This is a genomic window from Shinella sp. HZN7, from assembly GCF_001652565.1.
In the GTDB taxonomy this organism is placed as follows: domain Bacteria; phylum Pseudomonadota; class Alphaproteobacteria; order Rhizobiales; family Rhizobiaceae; genus Shinella; species Shinella granuli.
The window spans coordinates 3,975,121-3,992,205 of sequence record NZ_CP015736.1 but is presented as its reverse complement, the minus strand read 5'-3'; the positions used below and the strand labels follow the sequence as shown (position 1 = coordinate 3,992,205).

General features: G+C 66.1%; 14 protein-coding genes and 1 riboswitch. Of the genes, 4 read left to right on the top strand and 10 right to left on the bottom strand.

The features are described 5' to 3' along the window. Positions 1-23: 23 nt before the first annotated feature. The 5 genes from thiQ to shn_RS19220 all read right to left on the bottom strand — a co-directional run bounded on the left by thiQ (position 24) and on the right by shn_RS19220 (position 5,603). The gene (gene thiQ / locus shn_RS19240; RefSeq protein WP_064331851.1) at positions 24-743 is read right to left on the bottom strand and encodes a thiamine ABC transporter ATP-binding protein; all 720 of its coding nucleotides are present in this window, start codon (positions 741-743) and stop codon (positions 24-26) included. After that, positions 736-2,358, bottom strand: coding sequence for a thiamine/thiamine pyrophosphate ABC transporter permease (gene thiP / locus shn_RS19235; protein ID WP_084438345.1), 1,623 nt, complete (start codon positions 2,356-2,358; stop codon positions 736-738). The genes thiQ and thiP overlap by 8 nt, the downstream gene beginning before the upstream one ends. 4 nt (positions 2,359-2,362) lie before the next feature. After that, positions 2,363-3,370 (bottom strand): thiamine ABC transporter substrate binding subunit, encoded by a 1,008-nt coding sequence (thiB, locus tag shn_RS19230; RefSeq protein WP_064331849.1) that lies wholly within the window; start codon positions 3,368-3,370, stop codon positions 2,363-2,365. Positions 3,371-3,408: 38 nt separating this feature from the next. Beyond that, positions 3,409-3,521, bottom strand: a riboswitch (TPP riboswitch). Between the two features lie 108 nt (positions 3,522-3,629). Beyond that, a complete protein-coding gene (locus shn_RS19225; protein WP_064331848.1) occupies positions 3,630-4,883 on the bottom strand; it encodes an FAD-binding oxidoreductase in 1,254 nt (417 codons plus the stop codon). Positions 4,884-4,949: 66 nt separating this feature from the next. Continuing rightward, positions 4,950-5,603: a GntR family transcriptional regulator gene (locus tag shn_RS19220; RefSeq protein WP_064332702.1), complete on the bottom strand. Its 654-nt coding sequence runs from the start codon at positions 5,601-5,603 to the stop codon at positions 4,950-4,952. A gap of 178 nt (positions 5,604-5,781) precedes the next feature. On the opposite strand from shn_RS19220, the gene shn_RS19215 reads away from it, so the two are divergent. Beyond that, positions 5,782-7,131 carry a glutamine synthetase family protein gene (locus shn_RS19215; protein ID WP_064331847.1) on the top strand — a complete coding sequence of 450 codons (1,350 nt, stop codon included), beginning with the start codon at positions 5,782-5,784 and terminating at the stop codon, positions 7,129-7,131. After that, entirely contained in the window at positions 7,131-8,438 is a 1,308-nt protein-coding gene (locus shn_RS19210; RefSeq protein ID WP_206362189.1) for an FAD-binding oxidoreductase, read from the top strand. Before shn_RS19215 ends, shn_RS19210 begins: the two co-directional genes overlap by 1 nt. Before the next feature lie 104 nt (positions 8,439-8,542). Here shn_RS19210 and shn_RS19205 read toward each other — a convergent pair whose 3' ends face one another. Then, a complete protein-coding gene (locus shn_RS19205) occupies positions 8,543-8,983 on the bottom strand; it encodes an Lrp/AsnC family transcriptional regulator (protein ID WP_206362188.1) in 441 nt (146 codons plus the stop codon). A 112-nt stretch (positions 8,984-9,095) separates the two neighbouring features. On the opposite strand from shn_RS19205, the gene shn_RS19200 reads away from it, so the two are divergent. Further along, positions 9,096-10,196: a saccharopine dehydrogenase family protein gene (locus shn_RS19200; RefSeq protein ID WP_064331845.1), complete on the top strand. Its 1,101-nt coding sequence runs from the start codon at positions 9,096-9,098 to the stop codon at positions 10,194-10,196. Positions 10,197-10,349: 153 nt separating this feature from the next. Here shn_RS19200 and shn_RS19195 read toward each other — a convergent pair whose 3' ends face one another. Genes shn_RS19195 through shn_RS19180 form a run of 4 tightly spaced genes read right to left on the bottom strand, consistent with a single transcriptional unit; the run spans position 10,350 to position 15,961 of the window. Then, entirely contained in the window at positions 10,350-11,582 is a 1,233-nt protein-coding gene (locus shn_RS19195) for a pyridoxal phosphate-dependent aminotransferase (RefSeq protein WP_064331844.1), read from the bottom strand. A gap of 6 nt (positions 11,583-11,588) precedes the next feature. After that, positions 11,589-13,112, bottom strand: coding sequence for an aldehyde dehydrogenase family protein (locus shn_RS19190; protein WP_064331843.1), 1,524 nt, complete (start codon positions 13,110-13,112; stop codon positions 11,589-11,591). A 21-nt stretch (positions 13,113-13,133) separates the two neighbouring features. Next, complete coding sequence (locus shn_RS19185; protein WP_064331842.1) at positions 13,134-14,552, bottom strand: FAD-binding oxidoreductase; 1,419 nt, start codon at positions 14,550-14,552, stop codon at positions 13,134-13,136. 11 nt (positions 14,553-14,563) lie between these two features. After that, positions 14,564-15,961 (bottom strand): VOC family protein, encoded by a 1,398-nt coding sequence (locus tag shn_RS19180; protein ID WP_064332700.1) that lies wholly within the window; start codon positions 15,959-15,961, stop codon positions 14,564-14,566. Between the two features lie 171 nt (positions 15,962-16,132). On the opposite strand from shn_RS19180, the gene shn_RS19175 reads away from it, so the two are divergent. Continuing rightward, entirely contained in the window at positions 16,133-17,029 is an 897-nt protein-coding gene (locus shn_RS19175; RefSeq protein WP_064331841.1) for a LysR family transcriptional regulator, read from the top strand. The last annotated feature ends 56 nt before the right edge of the window (positions 17,030-17,085 follow it).

The window sequence follows — 17,085 nt, the reverse complement described above, 5'->3', positions numbered from 1 at the left end:
GGAACGCCCCGCCGGTCGCGCCGCTAAAGCGCGGAATGACCGAGGAATTTTGCAACGGCCGGTGGTTCCCGACGCGAGAGGAAATCGCCGACGGGCTCATCGAGAAGGATCGCGCCCGCCTCAAGGAACATCACCCGGTCGGCCAGCCGGCGGATGTCCTCCGGCTGGTGGGTGATGAAGAGCATCGTGCTCTTCGTCTCGCTGCGCAGTTCCGCCAGAAGTTTCGCCATCTCCGCCCGCATGGCCGGATCGAGCGCGGCGAAGGGCTCGTCGAGCAGGAGGATGGGTCGGCGCCGCACCAGGGCGCGGGCGAGCGCCACGCGCTGCCGCTCGCCGCCGGAAAGCGAGCCCGGCAGGCGCCGCTCGTAGCCGCCGAGGCCGACGCGCGCGAGCGCCGTGAACACGCGCTGGCGTGCCGGCGCATCCAGCCGCAGCGCCGGATCGATGCCGAGGCCGACATTGTCGGCGATCGTCAGATGCGCGAAGAGATTGTTGTCCTGGAAGATGATCGAGACCGGCCGTTCCGCGGGATCGCGCCCCGCCATGTCTTCGCCGAGCAGCCGGACATCGCCCGAAGCCGGCGCCTGGAAGCCGGCGATGACGTTGAACAGCGTCGATTTTCCTGCGCCCGAGGGGCCGGCCACGGCGACTGCGGCACCGGTGGGAATGGCGCAGTCGAAGGAAAGCCGCTTCTCCTCGAAGCGCACGATGACATCGGTGAGGCGGATGGCAAGGTCAGGCATCGGCGCTTTGTCTTTCGGTCGGGCGCTCCGCCGTGGTCGAGGGCAGCGTCAGGAGAAGGCATATCACGCCGAGCAGCAGCGCGATGCCGGCGGCGTCCGCCGTGCGATAACTCGCCATGCGGGAGAAAAGCAGCCAGGGCAGGGTGATGAAGCCTTCCGCGCCGAAGATGGCGACGGCGCCGAGATCGCCGAGCGACAGCGCCATGGCGAAGGCGAAGGCCGTGAGCAGCGGCTTCTTCAGGGCCGGCAGGTCGATCCATCGCAGGCGATGCAATCCGGTGACGCCGAGGCTGAGCGCGAGCCGGGTGGTGCGCGAGAGGTGGGTGCGATAGGCCGGCTCCAGCACGCGCACGACGAAGGGCAGCGCCATCAGCGCATTGAGGACGGTGATGACGGCAGGGGCGAAGCGCCCGGTCTCGCCGAAGGTCCTCAGCACGAGGAACCAGCCCGTGGCGACGACGACCGGCGGCACGAGCAGGATGAGCGAACCGACCGCCGGCAGTGCGCGGCCCATCAGCCGCGTCGCGATGCCCGCATCGCCCGTTTCGGCAAGCCGCGGCACGAGCACGATGGGCAGCGCGATCGCGAGGCTGAGGCAGGCTGAGGCGAAGGAAATGGCAAGGCTGGTGAGGAGCGCCCGGTGCAGCAGCGGATCGAGCGCCAGCCGGCCGAGATCGGCGGAAAGGCCCGAGACGAGGGTGGCGGCGAGCGGGGCGGCGGTGAAGAGGGTGAAGAGAAGGATGACGAGGCCGTCGGGGACGCGCCGCCTGCGGCCGTCGAAACGGCGGATGGCGCGGCCCGCCGTCATGCCTTCCTCGGGCGGGCGGGCGAACAGCGAGATCAGCCAGAGCAGGCTTGCCGTGACGAGGATCTGCAGGAAGGCGAGCAGCACCGCGCGCTGGGGGTCGAAATCGAAGCGCAGCGCCTGGTAGATCGCCACCTCGATCGTGGTCGCGGCCGGCCCGCCGCCGAGCGTCAGCACGATGGTGAAGCTCGTCGTGCAGAGCATGAAGACGAGGCCGGCGATGCCCGGCAGGACCCGCCGGATCACCGGCCATTCGATCAGCCGGAACACCGCGCCGCCGCCCATGCCGAGATTGGCGGAGGTCAGCCAGTATTCCGCCGGAATGCGGTCGAGGGCCGCCAGCAGGAAGCGCGCGGCGAGCGGCAGGTTGAAGAAGACGTGGGCGATCAGGATGCCGGCAAGCCCGTAGACGCTGACCGGGTTCTGCAGCCCGGCAAGCCCGAGCAGGTCGTTGACGACGCCCTGCCGGCCCCAGATCTCGATGACGCCGAGCGCGGCGACCAGCGCCGGCAGGCCGAGCGGCACGACGGACAGCCGGATGATCCAGACGCGGCCCGGAAAATCCCGCTGCCGGGCGAGCGCCCGGGCGACGGGAATGGCGAGCAGGACGGACAGCAGCGTGGAGAGCGTCGCCTGCAGCAGCGTGAACCGCGCGACGCGTCCGATATAGGCATCAAGGAGCGGCGCACCGGCGCCAGGGCCGGCATGAGCGAGAAGCACGGCCGTCGCCGCACCGACGAAGGCGAGCACGGTGCCGAGGGCGAGGCCCCCGGCGACACGCAGCGTCCGTCGCTCAGTGCGGGCGAAGATCACGTTACCTGGCGCTCATCGCCGCCAGCCATTCGTCGATCCAGGCCTTGCGGTTGGCCGCGACCTCGTCCGACGACATCAGGAAGGTCTTTTCCGGCTTCACCAGCGCGTCGAAGGCTGCAGGCAGCGGATCCTTCGTCTTTGCGGCCGGCATCATCCAGTTGGTCTCCGGGATGATCGACTGGAAGTCCGGGCCGGTCATGAAGGTGAGGAACTGGCGGGCAAGATCCTTGTCGTCGGCGGTGCGCGTCAGGCCGGCGACCTCGATCTGCACGTAGTGGCCCTCGGAGAAGGCGGCGGCCTTGTAGCGCTCGGTCTGTTCCGCGATGACGTGGTAGGCGGGCGAGGTCGTGTAGGACAGCACCATCGGCGCCTCGCCCTTGGTGAAGAGGCCGTAGGCTTCCGACCAGCCGGGTGTCACCGTCAGCACGCGGTCCTTCAGCTTGCCCCAGGCCCCGGCCGCCTCGTCGCCATAGACCGACTTCACCCACAGCAGCAGGCCGAGACCCGGCGTCGAGGTGCGCGGGTCCTCGATGACGATTTTTTGCGACGGGTCGCCCTCGACCAGCTCCTTCAGGCTCGTCGGCGGGGTCTTGAGCGTCTCGCTGTCATAGACGACGGCGAAATGGCCGTAGTCGTAGGGCAGGAACGTGTCGTCGGAAAAACCGCCCGGCACCGTCAGGCCTTCCGGCGAAAGGCCGTGCGCCTCGAAGAGGCCGGTCGCCTTGGCCTCGGTGATCAGGTTGGTGTCGAGGCCGAGCACCAGGTCGGCCTTCGTGCCCTCGCCTTCGAGCTTCAGGCGCGTCAGGAGTTCCACGCCGTCGGCAACGCCGACCCATTCGACGGTGCAGCCGCAGGTTTTCTCGAAGGCTTCCTTGACCTTCGGGCCGGGACCCCATTCGGCGACGAAGCTCTCATAGGTGTAGACGGTCAGCGTCTTTTCCTGCGCCAGCACGGGAAGGGCGAGGGAAACGGCGAGCGCCGCGATGGTGGAGAAAAGTGTCTTGCGCATCCGCGCCTCCTTGCTGTTCACAAAACGGGAGTAGGGCGCTGGATGTGCCGTCTAATCCCTCCGCCGGTACGAGCCGGATCAGGTTCTTCGGGTTGGCGAAACCGCCTCTCAGCCAGCGGATCGAAATCCGCGGGCACCCCGTTAGAGCAAGGCAAGGCATAATCCCGCTTGCGGCGGGGCGCAAGAGGGCGGCGGCAAGCAAAAGGCCGGCGAAAGCGCCGGCCCCGACCTGTCAAAAAGCCTGCCTGCCTCTTTTCGGTCACGCGATGAAACGCTCGGGGCGATAGGGGCCGATATTGATGACGGTCCGCTCGCCCAGCATCTTTTCCGCCAGCACGCGGCCGGTGATCGGGCCGAGCGTCATGCCGTGATGGGCGTGGCCGAAGGCGAACCAGAGGCCGGCGTGGCGCGGAGCCTTGCCGATGATCGGCATCATGTCCGGCGTGCAGGGGCGGGCGCCCATCCAGGGCTCCTCGTCGCGGCGTTCGGCGAGCGGGAAGAATTCCCGCGCCACCTTTTCGGCCCGGCGCAACTGCACCGGCGTCTTGCGCGTGTCGCGCTTGGCGAATTCGGCCCCGGTGGTGAGGCGGATGCCGCGCTGCATGGGCGCGAGGAAATAGCCGCGCTCGGCATCCAGCACCCAGTTGTTGAGCGTCGCGCCCTCTTCCGCACCGTAATGCATGTGATAGCCGCGCTTGACGGCGAGCGGGAAGCGGTAGCCGAGCTTGCGCGTCACCGTATCGGCCCAGGGACCGAGCGCGACGACGACTTCCTTGCCTTCGAGCGGGCCTTCCGGCGTGGCGATGCGCCAGCCTTCACCTTCCAGCACATGCTCGATGGTCGCTGCATCGCCCGACTTGAGTTCGCCGCCGAGCGACTGGAAATAGGCGAGGTAGCGCTTCAGGAGGCTCTGCGGATCGAGGATCGACCATGGGTCGGTCCAGCGCAGGCCGCCGGTGAGCTCGGCGCGGATGGACGGCTCGACCTCGGCCACCTCCCGCGTCGTCAGCTTCTGGTGGTTGACGCCGAAATTGGCCGACAGCTTTTCGGCGTCCGCATAGGCCTTGTCGCGCTCCTTCTCCGTGCGGAAAACCTTCATCCAGCCGTCCTTGCGGATGAGGTCGTCCGCGCCGGACGCGGCGATGAGGTCGGCATGTTCGGAAATCGAGTTCTCGATGAGCGGCGCATAGAGATGGGCGATGCTCTGGTGCTGGCGGAAGCCGGAATGCCACCAGTAGCGGGCAAGGAACGGAATGATGCCGGGGATCGCCGAGGGGTGGTAGTGCGCGTCGATCGTGTTGTTCAGCGCATAGCGGAAGAGCGCGCCGAAATCATGCGGGAAACCATAGGGGAAGACGCCCTCGCGCTGGATCAGGCCGGCATTGCCGTAGGAGGTTTCTTCCGCCGCGCCGCGGCGGTCGACGAGCACCACCGACTTGCCGCGCCGGAGGAGATGGATCGCGGTCGAAATGCCGACCACGCCCGCGCCGAGAACGATGACATCCGTCTTCATGAGCCTGCCCCAGGAGATTTTCGTTTGCGCATCAATGCATGCGGGCTCGCGCCAAGGCAAGGCGCGTCATTGTCCCGCCAGCCGCAGCAGGTTTTCGATCGCCGCGTGTTCGAAGCCGCCGATGCCCTCGGAAATATCGGCCTTGATGGCGGACGCCACGGCGTCCTCGTCGCGCTTGCGCAGCGCGGCGATCGCTTCCTGGTGGCGATCGACGAAATAGAGCTGGGCGACATGCTCCATGGCGATACCGAGGAAGGGGCCGAGCTGGAGCCAGATGCTCTCCACCATCGGCATGATCACCTGCTCGGGATTGGCGGTATAGAGCGTGCGATGGAATTCCTGGTTCAGGAGCAGGGCATTGGCATTGTCCTTGCGGGCGATCGCCTCGTCCTGCGCCCTGTCGATCTCTTCCAGCCGGTCGATCCGGCGCTCCGTGATATGCGGCACCGCCCGGCGCGCGGCATGCTGCTCCAGCACGGAACGCAGCGAGACGAGTTCGCTGAACCGGTCCGCCGTCATGCGCGGCACCATGATGCGCCTGTTGTCGAGCACGCGCAGCGCGCCTTCCGACGAGAGGCGGCGCAACGCCTCGCGCACCGGTGTCGGGCTACTCTCCATCGCTTCGGCGATGCCGCGGATCGTCAGCGATTCCCCCGGCCGGATCGAGCCGACCATGATCGCCTGGCGCAGGCGCCGGTGCGCATATTCATGCGTCGTCATGCCTTCCGGCCGGTCCAGTGGCTCAAGCGCCAAGTTGCCCAATCCATCCCTCCACGAAAGGCTGCCAGATGCTATCCTATGCTTTGTGACAGGTTCTAGCAGCTTGACCCCCGACAAGAAAGTGTGCATATTTTGAAAATGTGATCACAAAAATAATTATGTGATACGGAAGGGAACCATGACTGCGAACAATGATGCCAATTGGCTGATCAATGCCGACGGCGTGGAGAGCATCCAGGCCGTAGTCTGCGACCTGAACGGCATCCTGCGCGGCAAGCGCGTGCCCGTCGGACAGGCGGAAAAGGTGCTGAAGGGCGGTATCCGCATGCCGCTGTCCATCGTCGGCGTGGACGTGTGGGGCGAGGACATCGTCGGCTCCAGCCACGTCTTCGCCTCGGGCGACATGGACGGCATCTGCAGCCCCACGGGCCGCGGCGCGCTCCCGGTCAACTGGACGCTAAAGCCGTCGGCCGTCGTGCCGCTCTGGCTGTTCAAGGAGGGTGGTGAACCGTTCCTCGCCGATCCGCGCCAGGCGCTCGCCCATATCGTGCGGCAGTATCACGAATTGGGCCTGCGCCCCGTCGTCGCCTCGGAGATGGAATTCTACCTGATCGACGCCGAGCCCGATCATGCCGAGCCGCCGATCTCGCCCTATACCGGCAAGCGTCTCGATTCCGATGCCATCCTCTCCATCGACGAACTCGACGATTTCGGCCAGTTCTTCTCCGACGTCTATGCGGAATGTGAGCGGCAGAACGTGCCGGCGGATTCGGCCGTCGCGGAAAACGGCATCGGCCAGTTCGAAATCAACCTGATGCATACCGACGATCCGTTGAAGGCCGCCGACGACGCGCTGTTCTTCAAGCGCATCATCAAGGGCGTCGCGCGCAAGCACGGCTTTGCCGCCACCTTCATGGCAAAGCCCTACGGCATGCGTTCGGGCAGCGGCATGCACATGCATTTCAGCCTGGTCGACGAGAAGGGCGACAACGTCTTCGACGACGGCACACCCGAGGGTTCCGACATCATGAAGCACGCCGTGGCGGGCCTGATGCGCGGCATGGCGGAATCGACGCTGCTCTTTGCGCCGCACTACAATTCCTACCGGCGCCTGCGCCCCGATACCCACGCGCCAACCTCGATCTCCTGGGGCTACGAGAACCGCACCGCCGCCATCCGCATCCCCGGCGGCAACAACAAGGCGCGGCGCATCGAGCATCGCGTCGCCGGCGCGGACGCCAATCCCTACCTCGTCATGGCCGGCATTCTCGGCGCCGCCCTCGTCGGCATCCGCAACAAATGGGAGCCGCCGGCGCCGGTCTCGGGCCGGGCCTATCTCTCACAACTGCCGCGCATTCCGAGCGAATGGGGTTCGGCCGTCACCGCCTTCGAGAACGGCTCGATCGTCTCCGAAATCTTCGACACCGACCTTCGCTCCATGCTGATCGCCTGCAAGCGGCAGGAAATCGCCGGTTTCGCCGAACAGGTGACCGACTTCGAATTCAGCGCCTACCTGGAAATCGTCTGATGGCCAAGCAAGACTCCTATGCCGGCAACGGTGCCTACCCCGACAGCTACTACGCCGCCTCCCGCAACATCGTCCGCACGCCGAAAGTGCTGGAAGGCGCGGTGACAGCCGACGTCGCCGTGCTCGGCGCCGGCTATTCCGGCCTTTCGACCGCCATCCACCTTGCCGAAAAGGGCTACAAGGTGGTGATGGTCGAGGGCGCCGGCATCGGCTGGGGTGCGTCCGGCCGCAATGGCGGCCAGATCGTCAACGGCCTCAATGCCAGCCTCGACACGATCAAGCGCCGCTATGGCGTTGAGGCCGGCGCCTTCGTCGGCGGCCTGGTGCAGGAGGGCGGCAAGATCATCCGCCGCCTCGTTTCCCAGTACGATATCGACTGCGACCTGAAGACCGGCAACATCTATGCCGCCTATACGCCCGCCCACATGAAGGACCTCGAACACAAGAAGGCCCTGTGGAAGAGCTACGGCATGGACGACCACCAGATGCTCGACAAGGCGGCGATGCGCAAGCTCGTCAACACCGACGCCTATATCGGCGGCATGCTGGATACGACCGGCGGCCACATGCACCCGCTCAACCTCACGCTTGGCGAGGCGAAGGCGCTGGAATCGCTCGGCGGCGTGATCTACGAGCAGTCGCCCGTCACCCGCGTCGAGCACGAGGCGGAAAAGCCGGTCATCCACACGGCGAAGGGCAGCGTGACGGCCAATGTCGCCGTGCTCTGCGGCAATGCCTATCTCGGCCATGTCGTGCCGAAGCTCGTCTCGCGCGTCATGCCGGTCTCCACCCAGATGGTCGCCACCGAACCGCTCGGCGCCGAGCGCGCCGACGCGCTGATCCCGAGCGACATGTGCGTCGAGGACGTGCGCTATATCCTCGATTATTTCCGCCTGTCGGCCGACAAGCGCATGATCTTCGGCGGCGGCACCGTCTACGGCGGCACCGACCCGGCGGACGTCAGGGCAAAGATCCGCCCGAACCTCGAAAAGGTCTTCCCGTCGCTGAAGGGCGTGAAGATCGACTATGCCTGGAGCGGCAATTTCGCCCTCTCCTTCTCGCGCGTGCCGCAGATGGGCAAGATCGGCAAGAACACCTATTTCGCCCATGGCTACAGCGGCCACGGCGTGACCGGCTCGCACCTTTTCGGCCGCATCCTCAGCGAGGCGATCGACGGCGACCTCTCCCGCTTCAGCCAGTTCGAAAAGCTGCCCTGGATCCCCTTCCCCGGCGGGCGCCTGTTCCGCGCGCAATATTCCACCATCGGTTCGTGGTGGTATCAGTTCAAGGATGCCTTCGGCCTCTGAAGACGGCGGTGTTTTGACGACAAGCATTCCTCCCCGGCTTGCTCCGGGGACGAAGGGCATAAGGTGAGCCCTGATTGGCCGTCCCGCCAGTCCGGTGCTGTTTCCTAACGCCGGATCCGCGTCGACAGGATGATCGACGACAGCGTGCGCTCCACCCCGTCGATCGCGCCGATGCGGTCGATCAGGTGGTCGAGTTCGGCGATCGATGCCGCCTCGACCACGGCGATCAGGTCGAAACTGCCGCTCACCGAATGCAGCGTGCGCACGGCCGAGATGGCGTGCAGCTCCGTGGTGATGCGCGCCAGCGTCTTGGGCGCGATGGTGATCAGCACATGCGCCTTCACCATGCCGCTCTCATAGGCATCCGAGAGCTTGACGCCGTAGCCGGCGATCACCCCGTCCCGCTCCAGCCGGTCGATCTTCGCCTGCACGGTCGTGCGGGAAAGACCCAGTTTGCGGGCGATCGTCGCGGTCTGTTCGCGGGCGTTCTCGCTGAGGATGGCGAGAAGTTCGCGATCTTTGGCTCCTAGCGTCGAAATGCTCATTTTCACCGTCATTCTGCCGATATCGATGATGTATTATGCCGGATATGGCGCTTTAAATCGACACCCATCGCCCTCAAAATTAGTGCATCAATTCATGCCGGAGGGAAATCACATGAAGGACATCGTCGTCATCGGCGCAGGCAAGATCGGCTCGACCATCGCCCGCATGCTGGCTCACAGCGGGGATTACCGCGTCACCGTCGCCGACCGTTCGGACGAGCAGCTCGCCGCCATCGAGCGCCACCCTGCCGTTTCGACCGCCGTCGTCGACATTGCCGACGGCTCTGCCCTGCGCGCCCTTCTCGCCGGCAAGTTCGCCGTTCTCTCCGCCGCGCCCTACCACCTGACCGTCGCCATCGCGGAAGCTGCCGCCGATGCGGGCCTGCACTATCTCGACCTCACGGAAGACGTCGAATCCACCCGCCAGGTCAAGCGCATCGCGGAAAACGCCAAGACGGCCTTCATCCCGCAGTGCGGCCTTGCACCGGGCTTCATCTCGATTGTCGCCAACGACCTCGCCAGCCGCTTCGATTCGCTCGAAAGCGTGCGCATGCGTGTCGGCGCCCTGCCGCAGTACCCGTCCAATGCCCTGAACTACAATCTCACCTGGAGCACGGACGGCGTCATCAACGAATATATCGAGCCCTGCGAAGCCATCGTCGAAAGCGCGCTGATCGAGGTTCCGGCCCTCGAAGAGCGCGAGGAATTCTCGCTCGACGGCGTCACCTACGAGGCCTTCAACACCTCCGGCGGCCTCGGCACGCTCTGCGAATCGCTGAAGGGCAAGGTCCGCACGCTGAACTACAAGACGATCCGCTATCCCGGACACGCTGCCATCATGAAGGCGCTGCTCAACGATCTCGGCCTGCGCCACCGCCGCGAAGTCCTCAAGGACATTTTTGAAAACGCCCTGCCGACCACCACGCAGGACGTCGTCATCATCTTCGTGACCGTCTCGGGCCGCAAGGGCGGTCGCCTGATCCAGGAAACCTACGCCAACAAGGTCTACAGCGCCCCGGTTGCCGGCGTCCTGCATTCCGCCATCCAGATCACCACGGCCGGCTCGATCTGCGCCGTGCTCGACATGCTCGCCGACGGTTCGCTGCGCGCCGAGGGTTTCGTCCGCCAGGAGGAAATCGCCCTCGACACCTTCCTCGCCAACCGTTTCGGTCACTACTACGCCCAGGAACACCACGGCGCCCGCGCCGCCTGACCTTCCAGACCCCTCAAACGCCCCGGTTCGGACCGGGGCGTTTTCGCATCTGTGGCTCGGCCGCGGGGAAGTAGAGAACGCCACAAGGCGCGGATCCATAAAAATGGGGCCTCTTTCGAGGCCCCTTTTCTTTTGCCCGATTGGTGGCGCGGCTCAGGCGAGCTTTGCGCAGGCGTCCGCGATGCGCTTCAGCGCTTCCGTCAGTTCCGCTTCCGACGTGGCGCAGGAGATGCGGAAATAGGGGGAAAGGCCGAAGGCCGAGCCGGGCACGACGGCGACATGGGCGTCTTCCAGGAGATAGTCCGTGAAGTCGCTGTCGGCTTCGATGCGCCTGCCCTTCGGCGTCACCTTGCCGATCACGCCCGCGCAGCCGGCGAAGGTGTAGAAGGCGCCTTCCGGGGTGCGGCAGGCAAGGCCGGGGATGGCGTTCAGCGCCGAGACGACGAGGTCGCGGCGGCGCTTGAAGCTCGCCTGACGGTCCTTGAGGAAATCCTGCGGGCCGGTGAGCGCCTCGACCGAGGCGGCCTGGCTGACCGAGGACGGGCAGGAGGTCGCCTGGCTCTGGATCACGGCCATGGCCTTGATCAGCGCCTTCGGGCCGCCGGCATAGCCGATGCGCCAGCCGGTCATGGCATAGGCCTTGGAGACGCCGTTGATCGTCAGCGCGCGGTTCTTCAGGCGCGGTTCGATGGCGACGGGGGTGACGAACCTGAATCCATCGTAGACGATGTGTTCGTACATGTCGTCGACCATCAGCCAGACATGCGGGTGTCTCAGCAGCACGTCGAGGAGCGGGCGGTAGTCGGCCTCGCCATAGGCGGCGCCCGACGGGTTCGACGGCGAGTTGAACAGCACCCAGCGTGTCTTCGGCGTGATCGCCCTTTCGAGCTGCTCGGCCTTCAGGCGGAAACCGGCCTCGGCGTCGCAGGGGATCAGCACCGGCACGCCGCCGCAGATCTCCACGATGTCGGAATAGGAGGTCCAGTAGGGCGTCGGAATGATCACCTCGTCGCCCGGATCGATCGTCGCCATGAAGGCGTTGAACAGGATCTGCTTGGCGCCCGTCGCGACGGTGATCTCGTCGAGCGCATAGTCGACATCGTTCTCGCGGCGGAATTTCTCGGAGATCGCCTTCTTCAGCTCCGGCGTGCCGTCGAGCGCGGTGTATTTCGTCTCGCCGCGGTCGATGGCGGCCTTGGCGGCGGCCTTGACATTGTCCGGCGTGTCGAAGTCCGGCTCGCCGGCGCCGAGGATGATGACCGGCAGGCCGTCCTTCTTCATTGCAGCGGCGCGGGCGCCGATCTGCAGGATTTTCGAGACGCCGATGGCGGCGATGCGCGAGGCGGGCGTGAAGCCCGCCTCCTCTGTCTTGGTCCGGTTATCCATCACGGCCTACTCGATGTCGAAGGAGACGCCCTGGGCGAGCGGCAGGGCCTTCGAATAGTTCACCGTGTTGGTGGCGCGGCGCATATAGGCCTTCCACGCGTCGGAGCCGCTCTCGCGGCCGCCGCCGGTTTCCTTCTCGCCGCCAAACGCGCCGCCGATTTCCGCGCCCGAAGTGCCGATATTGACATTGGCGATGCCGCAATCCGAGCCGTCGGCGGCGAGGAAGCGCTCGGCTTCCTGCATGTTCAGCGTGAAGATCGACGAGGAGAGGCCGGCCGAAACGGCGTTGTGATCGTCCAGGACGGCGTCGAAGTCGGAATACTTCATGACATAGAGGATCGGCGCGAAGGTCTCTTCGAGAACCGGGCCGGCCTGCTTCGGCATTTCGACGATGGCGGGCTTGACGTAGTAGGCCGTGTCCTTTCCGGCTTCCGCGACGCGTTCGCCGCCGGTGACGGAACCGCCTTCGGCCTTGGCTGCTGCCAGCGCCTTCTGCATGCCGTCGAAGGCCTGCTTGTCGACGAGCGGGCCGACGAGCGCCGAGGTTTCCAGCGGGTTGCCGACGGAAACGCTGGTATAGGCCTTCTTCAGGCGCGGCACGAGCTGGTCGTAGACGCTGTCATGCACGAAGAGGCGGCGCAGCGTCGTGCAGCGCTGGCCGGCGGTGCCCATGGCGCCGAAGGCAATCGCGCGCAGCGCCATGTCGAGGTCGGCCGAGGGGCAGACGATGCCGGCGTTGTTGCCGCCGAGTTCGAGGATCGAACGGGCAAAGCGCTTGGCAAGACGCGGGCCGACTTCCTTGCCCATGCGGGTGGAGCCGGTGGCCGAGACGAGCGCGACCTTGGGATTGTCGACGAGGGCTTCGCCGATGGCGCGGTCGCCGATGAGGACCTGCGACAGGTTCGCCGGGGCGTCGCCGAAACGGGCGAGGGCGCGCTCGAAGATCGCCTGCGATGCAAGGGCGGTCAGCGGGGTCTTTTCGGACGGCTTCCAGACGATGGAATTGCCGGCGACCAGCGCCAGCGCGGCGTTCCACGACCAGACGGCGACCGGGAAGTTGAAGGCCGAGATGATGCCGACGACGCCGAGCGGGTGCCAGGTCTCCATCATGCGGTGGCCGGGGCGTTCGGTGGCGATCGTCAGGCCGTAGAGCTGGCGGGAGAGGCCGACGGCGAAATCGCAGATGTCGATCATTTCCTGCACTTCGCCGAGGCCTTCGGAGGTGATCTTGCCGGCCTCGATGGAGACGAGGCGGCCGAGATCGGCCTTGGCGGCGCGCAGTTCCTCGCCGAGCAGGCGGACGAGCTCGCCGCGCTTCGGTGCGGGAACGAGACGCCAGGCCTTGAAGGCGTCGTGGGCGGCGTCGATCGCCTTGTCGGCCTCGGCGGCCGAAACGGTCTTCAGCTTGCCGATCTCCTCGCCGGTGACCGGGCTGTAGGAGGCCATGTCGCCGCCCTGCCAGGCGCTGCGCGCGACGCCGAGCTTGTCGAGAAGGGTTTCGGTTTCCTGTTTCACGTCGACTTTCGTCATGGGGTGTCTCCCTGTCTGTTTTTAGAATGTGATGGTGCCGAGCGGGCCCGGCGAGGTGATGGTTTTCAGCCCGGCCGCAAGCGCGCGGAGCTTTTCCGGGGTGTATCTGTCGTAGAAGGCCTGGTTCTTGCGGCCGATGGCGTGTTCCGCGCTGAAGCTGCCGCCGAATTGCTCGACCGCGACGGTGAAGACCCATTCGCGCAGGTCCGCTTCGAAATCGGAATCGGCAAGCCGCGGATCGTCCTTCGCGACGACCAGGTTGAAATGCACGCCGCCGTCGCCGATATGGCCGAAGTCGCAGATCGTGACGTCCTCGAAGTGATCAGGCATTTCCGCCTTCATATGGGCGAGGAAGGGCATGATGTCACCCCGGCGGAAGGACAGATCGAAGGCGATCAATCGCCCGCGATGCTTCACGCCCTCCGAGAGCGCATGGCGCAGCGCCCAGATCTCGTGCGGCGGGCCGACGAAGGCGTCGGCGAGCGGTGCGCCCTCGCGCTCCCAGATCGCGGCGAGCACCTCTTCCAGCACCGCGTCGAGCGGCTGCTCGCCCGCGCGCGGCGGAGTGGAGCGGGAGATTTCCGCGAGGATGACGAAGTCGGGCACCACGCCGCCCTGGAAGGGATTGCGCAGCGACGGCACATGATCGAGCGCGGCGGCGACCGCATTGCCGGACATGCCCTCGAAGGCCGAGAGATAGCTGCCGAGCGCGTCTTCCATGGCGACGAGCAGCGTCGCGACCTGGTCTGCCGAGGCGGGCACGAGCAGGGCGGTGGCGGACTGTTTCGGGGCGGGTTCGAGGTTCAGCACGCATTCGGTGACGACGCCGAAGGCGCCCGACGTGCCGATGAAGAGCTGTTTCCAGTCGACGCCGGTATTGTTCTTGCGCAGGTCCGAGGAGAGGTCGAGCACGGTGCCGGCCTCGTCGGCGAGCACCACGGTGAGGCCGAGAATATTGCGGCGCACGTCGCCGTAGCGCAGGAACCGCGAGCCGCCGGTGTTCGTCGCGATCATGCCGCCGAGGCGCGGGTCGGCGCCGAGGTCGATCGGGAAGAAGAGGCCGCTGTCTTCCAGCTTGCCGTTGAGGTCGGAAAGGCGCAGGCCCGCCCCGGCCCTGACCGAGCGGTTCACCCGGTCGAGGTCGAAGGGGGCGGTCAGGCGGTCGAGGCTGAGCACGCCCTGTCGGCCGCTCCCGTCGGGCGTCGAGCCGGAGACGAGGCCGGTATTGCCGGACTGCGGCACGAGCGCGATGGCGTTCCGCACGCAATAGGAGATGATGGCGGAGGCCTCCGCCGTCGTGGCCGGGCGGGCGACGAAGGCGGCGCGGCCCCTGTCGTAGCGCGCGCCGGTCTCGTAGGCGGCCATGTCGGCTTCTTCGGTGAGAAGACCCTTCTCGCCGGCAAGGGCCTTCAGCGCTTCGATATGGCGTGCCTCGATCATGCGCTCTTCCGTCACTCCGCAGCGGCAGCCATGTTGACGATGCCGAGGCACATTTCAAGCGACGCGCGCTGGATGGCGGCATAGTGGGCGAATTCGTCGAGGACGGCATGGCCGAGATCGCGCTCGAACATCACCTGGTTCGGGCTGGCGACGAAGTCCTGGGTCGCGTCGTCGCCGAGATTCGACTGGAAGATGCCCGCGGCGCTGACCGGCAGGAAATCCTCGTAGACGATCGGGTCGAAGCGGATGAGACCGGCTTCGATCGCCGTTTCGAGATCGGTGTTGCGGCCGGTGACGGCCTTGCCCTTCTCCGTCAGGCAATAGGTGAAATAGCCGAGGCCCGCCTTGCGGATGCCGTCCCAGTCATCCGGGAAAGCCTTGAAGACGTCGGCAAGCGCGGCCTCGTATTCGGCGGCATTGGAGCCGTCGGCGGCCGGGCGCACGCGGGCGCGCGTCTCGGTGAGCAGCCTGTCGTAGAGCGCGCGGCCCTTCGGCGTCAGCGCCACGCCGCGCTGCTCGATCTCGCCGAAGCGGGCCGTGTGGGAGCCTTGCTGCCAGGCGCCATCGGCGCCGATGTAGGAGACGGCCTCCTCCAGCGCCTTGAACGAGGTCTGGCGCAGGAGGATCGGGCAGGTGCGGGTCGGCGGGCCCTCGACGACGGCCTTCGGGGCGATGCCCTCTTCCGGCATGCGGGCCTGTACCTTGTCGATGTCGAGCGTGCGCGGTGTCAGGTGGTTGATGTGCGGACCCTTGAAGGAGACGACGTCGGCGATCAGGCGATGCGCGTCGTGCAGGCGCCTGTACATGTCGGCGCTGACGATGGCCTGGTCGTGCCAGCGGAAGGTTTCCAGCACTTCGCTGACGAAACGGGCGGCATCGGTTTCATCGAGGCCGCCGTCACGTTCGGCCTTCTCGACGAGCCTGACGGCCTCGTCGGTGAAGATCTTTCGCGCGGCGAGCACGTCGGCCGCTTCTTCACGCAGTTTTTCGTCGGCGATGAGATCGAGGCGCAGCAGCGAGGTGAAGACGCGGAAGGGGTTGCGGCTGAGGCTTTCGGCGCCGACCGGGCGGAAGGCGGTGGAGTGCACGGGAACGCCGGCGGTGGAGAGGTCGTAGTAGCCGACCGGGAACATGCCCATGACGGCGAAGACGCGGCGCATCATGGAAAGCTCGCCCGGCGTGCCGAGGCGGATGGCGCCATGACGTTCCTCGGAGATGCGCTCCAGCGTGTCGGTCGCCTCCAGGCGCTCCCTGAGGACGGGGTCGGCGGCAAGCGTCTCGGCGTTCACCTCGGCCACCAGCGACATCAGCGTGCCATAGGCGGGAACCTCGTTGCGGTACATGGCGGACATCGCGGCGGAGAAGTCCGCGCGGATCTTGTCGGCGGAAACGTGCGAATTTGCTTTCATGGCGAGCGGTCTCATCTCGATGTTGCGCAATTCCGCATGGAAAACCGCTTCACACTTTTCCTGGAATTGCTTTAGAAGGGTGGGAGGCCCTGATCATTCTCAAAACGGATCATACCGGATCGTTTCTTGCCGCGATTGCGACCGTTCTGACTATGTTGATGCGAGGAAAGAATGAAGCTCAGTCGAAGGCTGATCCCCGACGTCACCACGCTGCAGGCGTTCGAATGCGCCGCGCGCCACGGCAGCTTCACGCAGGCGGCCCATGAGCTGAACCTCACCCAGAGCGCCGTCAGCCGCCAGATCAAGGACCTTGAGGAACAGCTGGGCGTGCTGCTGTTCGAGCGCGTGCGCCAGCGCGTGGTGCTCTCCGACGATGGCCGCCGTTTCCTGCCGGAAGTGCGCAAGCTGCTGCACCAGACGGAGGAGACCATGCTGCGCGCCATGGCATCGGCCTCCTCCGAGCACAGCCTTTCCATCGCGACGCTGCCGACCTTCGGCAGCCGCTGGCTGACGCCGCGCATTCCGGGCTTCCTTGCGGAAAATCCCGGCACGATCATCAACATCGCCTCGCGCTCGGCGCCGTTCGATTTCGACGAGGAGAATTTCGACCTCGCGATCCACTACGGCCAGCCGGTCTGGGCGCGGGCGGCCTGTACCTATCTGTGCAGCGAGGTCATTCTCCCCGCGGCAAGCCCGGAGCTGGTGAAATCCTGGAACCTTGCCGAGCCGAAGGACCTGGAGCGGGCGCCGCTCCTGCATCTTGCGACGCGCCCGAAGCTCTGGGCGCAATGGTTCGAGCTGAACGGCGGTTCGGCGGATACGGCCTATCGTGGCCATCGCTTCGACCAGTTCTCCATGGTCATCGAGACGGCCGTCGCGGGGCTCGGCTTCGCGCTGCTGCCGCATTACCTGATCGAGCAGGAGCTGGCGAGCGGCCGGCTCGCCGTCGTCTTCGACCGGCCGATGGAGACGGAGAACAGCTATTATCTCGTCGTGCCGGAAGGAAAGCTCGAAAATCCGCTGAGCCAGGCGTTTCGCGCCTGGATTTCCCGGCAGGTCCCGGCATAGGATTTTCGCGGCCGATCATGCGGCGGGGGCATGACCCCGTTCTCATTTTTTGCTTT

Excerpts from the sequence above, each read along its gene's own strand:
- shn_RS19195 (WP_064331844.1), bottom strand. The coding sequence starts at position 11,582 with ATGGATAACCGGACCAAGACAGAGGAGGCGGGCTTCACGCCCGCCTCG.
- shn_RS19225 (WP_064331848.1), bottom strand. The coding sequence starts at position 4,883 with ATGAAGACGGATGTCATCGTTCTCGGCGCGGGCGTGGTCGGCATTTCG.
- thiQ (WP_064331851.1), bottom strand. The coding sequence starts at position 743 with ATGCCTGACCTTGCCATCCGCCTCACCGATGTCATCGTGCGCTTCGAG.
- shn_RS19185 (WP_064331842.1), bottom strand. The coding sequence starts at position 14,552 with ATGATCGAGGCACGCCATATCGAAGCGCTGAAGGCCCTTGCCGGCGAG.
- shn_RS19205 (WP_206362188.1), bottom strand. The coding sequence starts at position 8,983 with ATGAGCATTTCGACGCTAGGAGCCAAAGATCGCGAACTTCTCGCCATC.
- shn_RS19180 (WP_064332700.1), bottom strand. The coding sequence starts at position 15,961 with ATGAAAGCAAATTCGCACGTTTCCGCCGACAAGATCCGCGCGGACTTC.
- shn_RS19215 (WP_064331847.1), top strand. The coding sequence starts at position 5,782 with ATGACTGCGAACAATGATGCCAATTGGCTGATCAATGCCGACGGCGTG.
- shn_RS19190 (WP_064331843.1), bottom strand. The coding sequence starts at position 13,112 with ATGACGAAAGTCGACGTGAAACAGGAAACCGAAACCCTTCTCGACAAG.
- thiB (WP_064331849.1), bottom strand. The coding sequence starts at position 3,370 with ATGCGCAAGACACTTTTCTCCACCATCGCGGCGCTCGCCGTTTCCCTC.
- shn_RS19210 (WP_206362189.1), top strand. The coding sequence starts at position 7,131 with ATGGCCAAGCAAGACTCCTATGCCGGCAACGGTGCCTACCCCGACAGC.
- shn_RS19220 (WP_064332702.1), bottom strand. The coding sequence starts at position 5,603 with ATGACGACGCATGAATATGCGCACCGGCGCCTGCGCCAGGCGATCATG.
- shn_RS19175 (WP_064331841.1), top strand. The coding sequence starts at position 16,133 with ATGAAGCTCAGTCGAAGGCTGATCCCCGACGTCACCACGCTGCAGGCG.
- shn_RS19200 (WP_064331845.1), top strand. The coding sequence starts at position 9,096 with ATGAAGGACATCGTCGTCATCGGCGCAGGCAAGATCGGCTCGACCATC.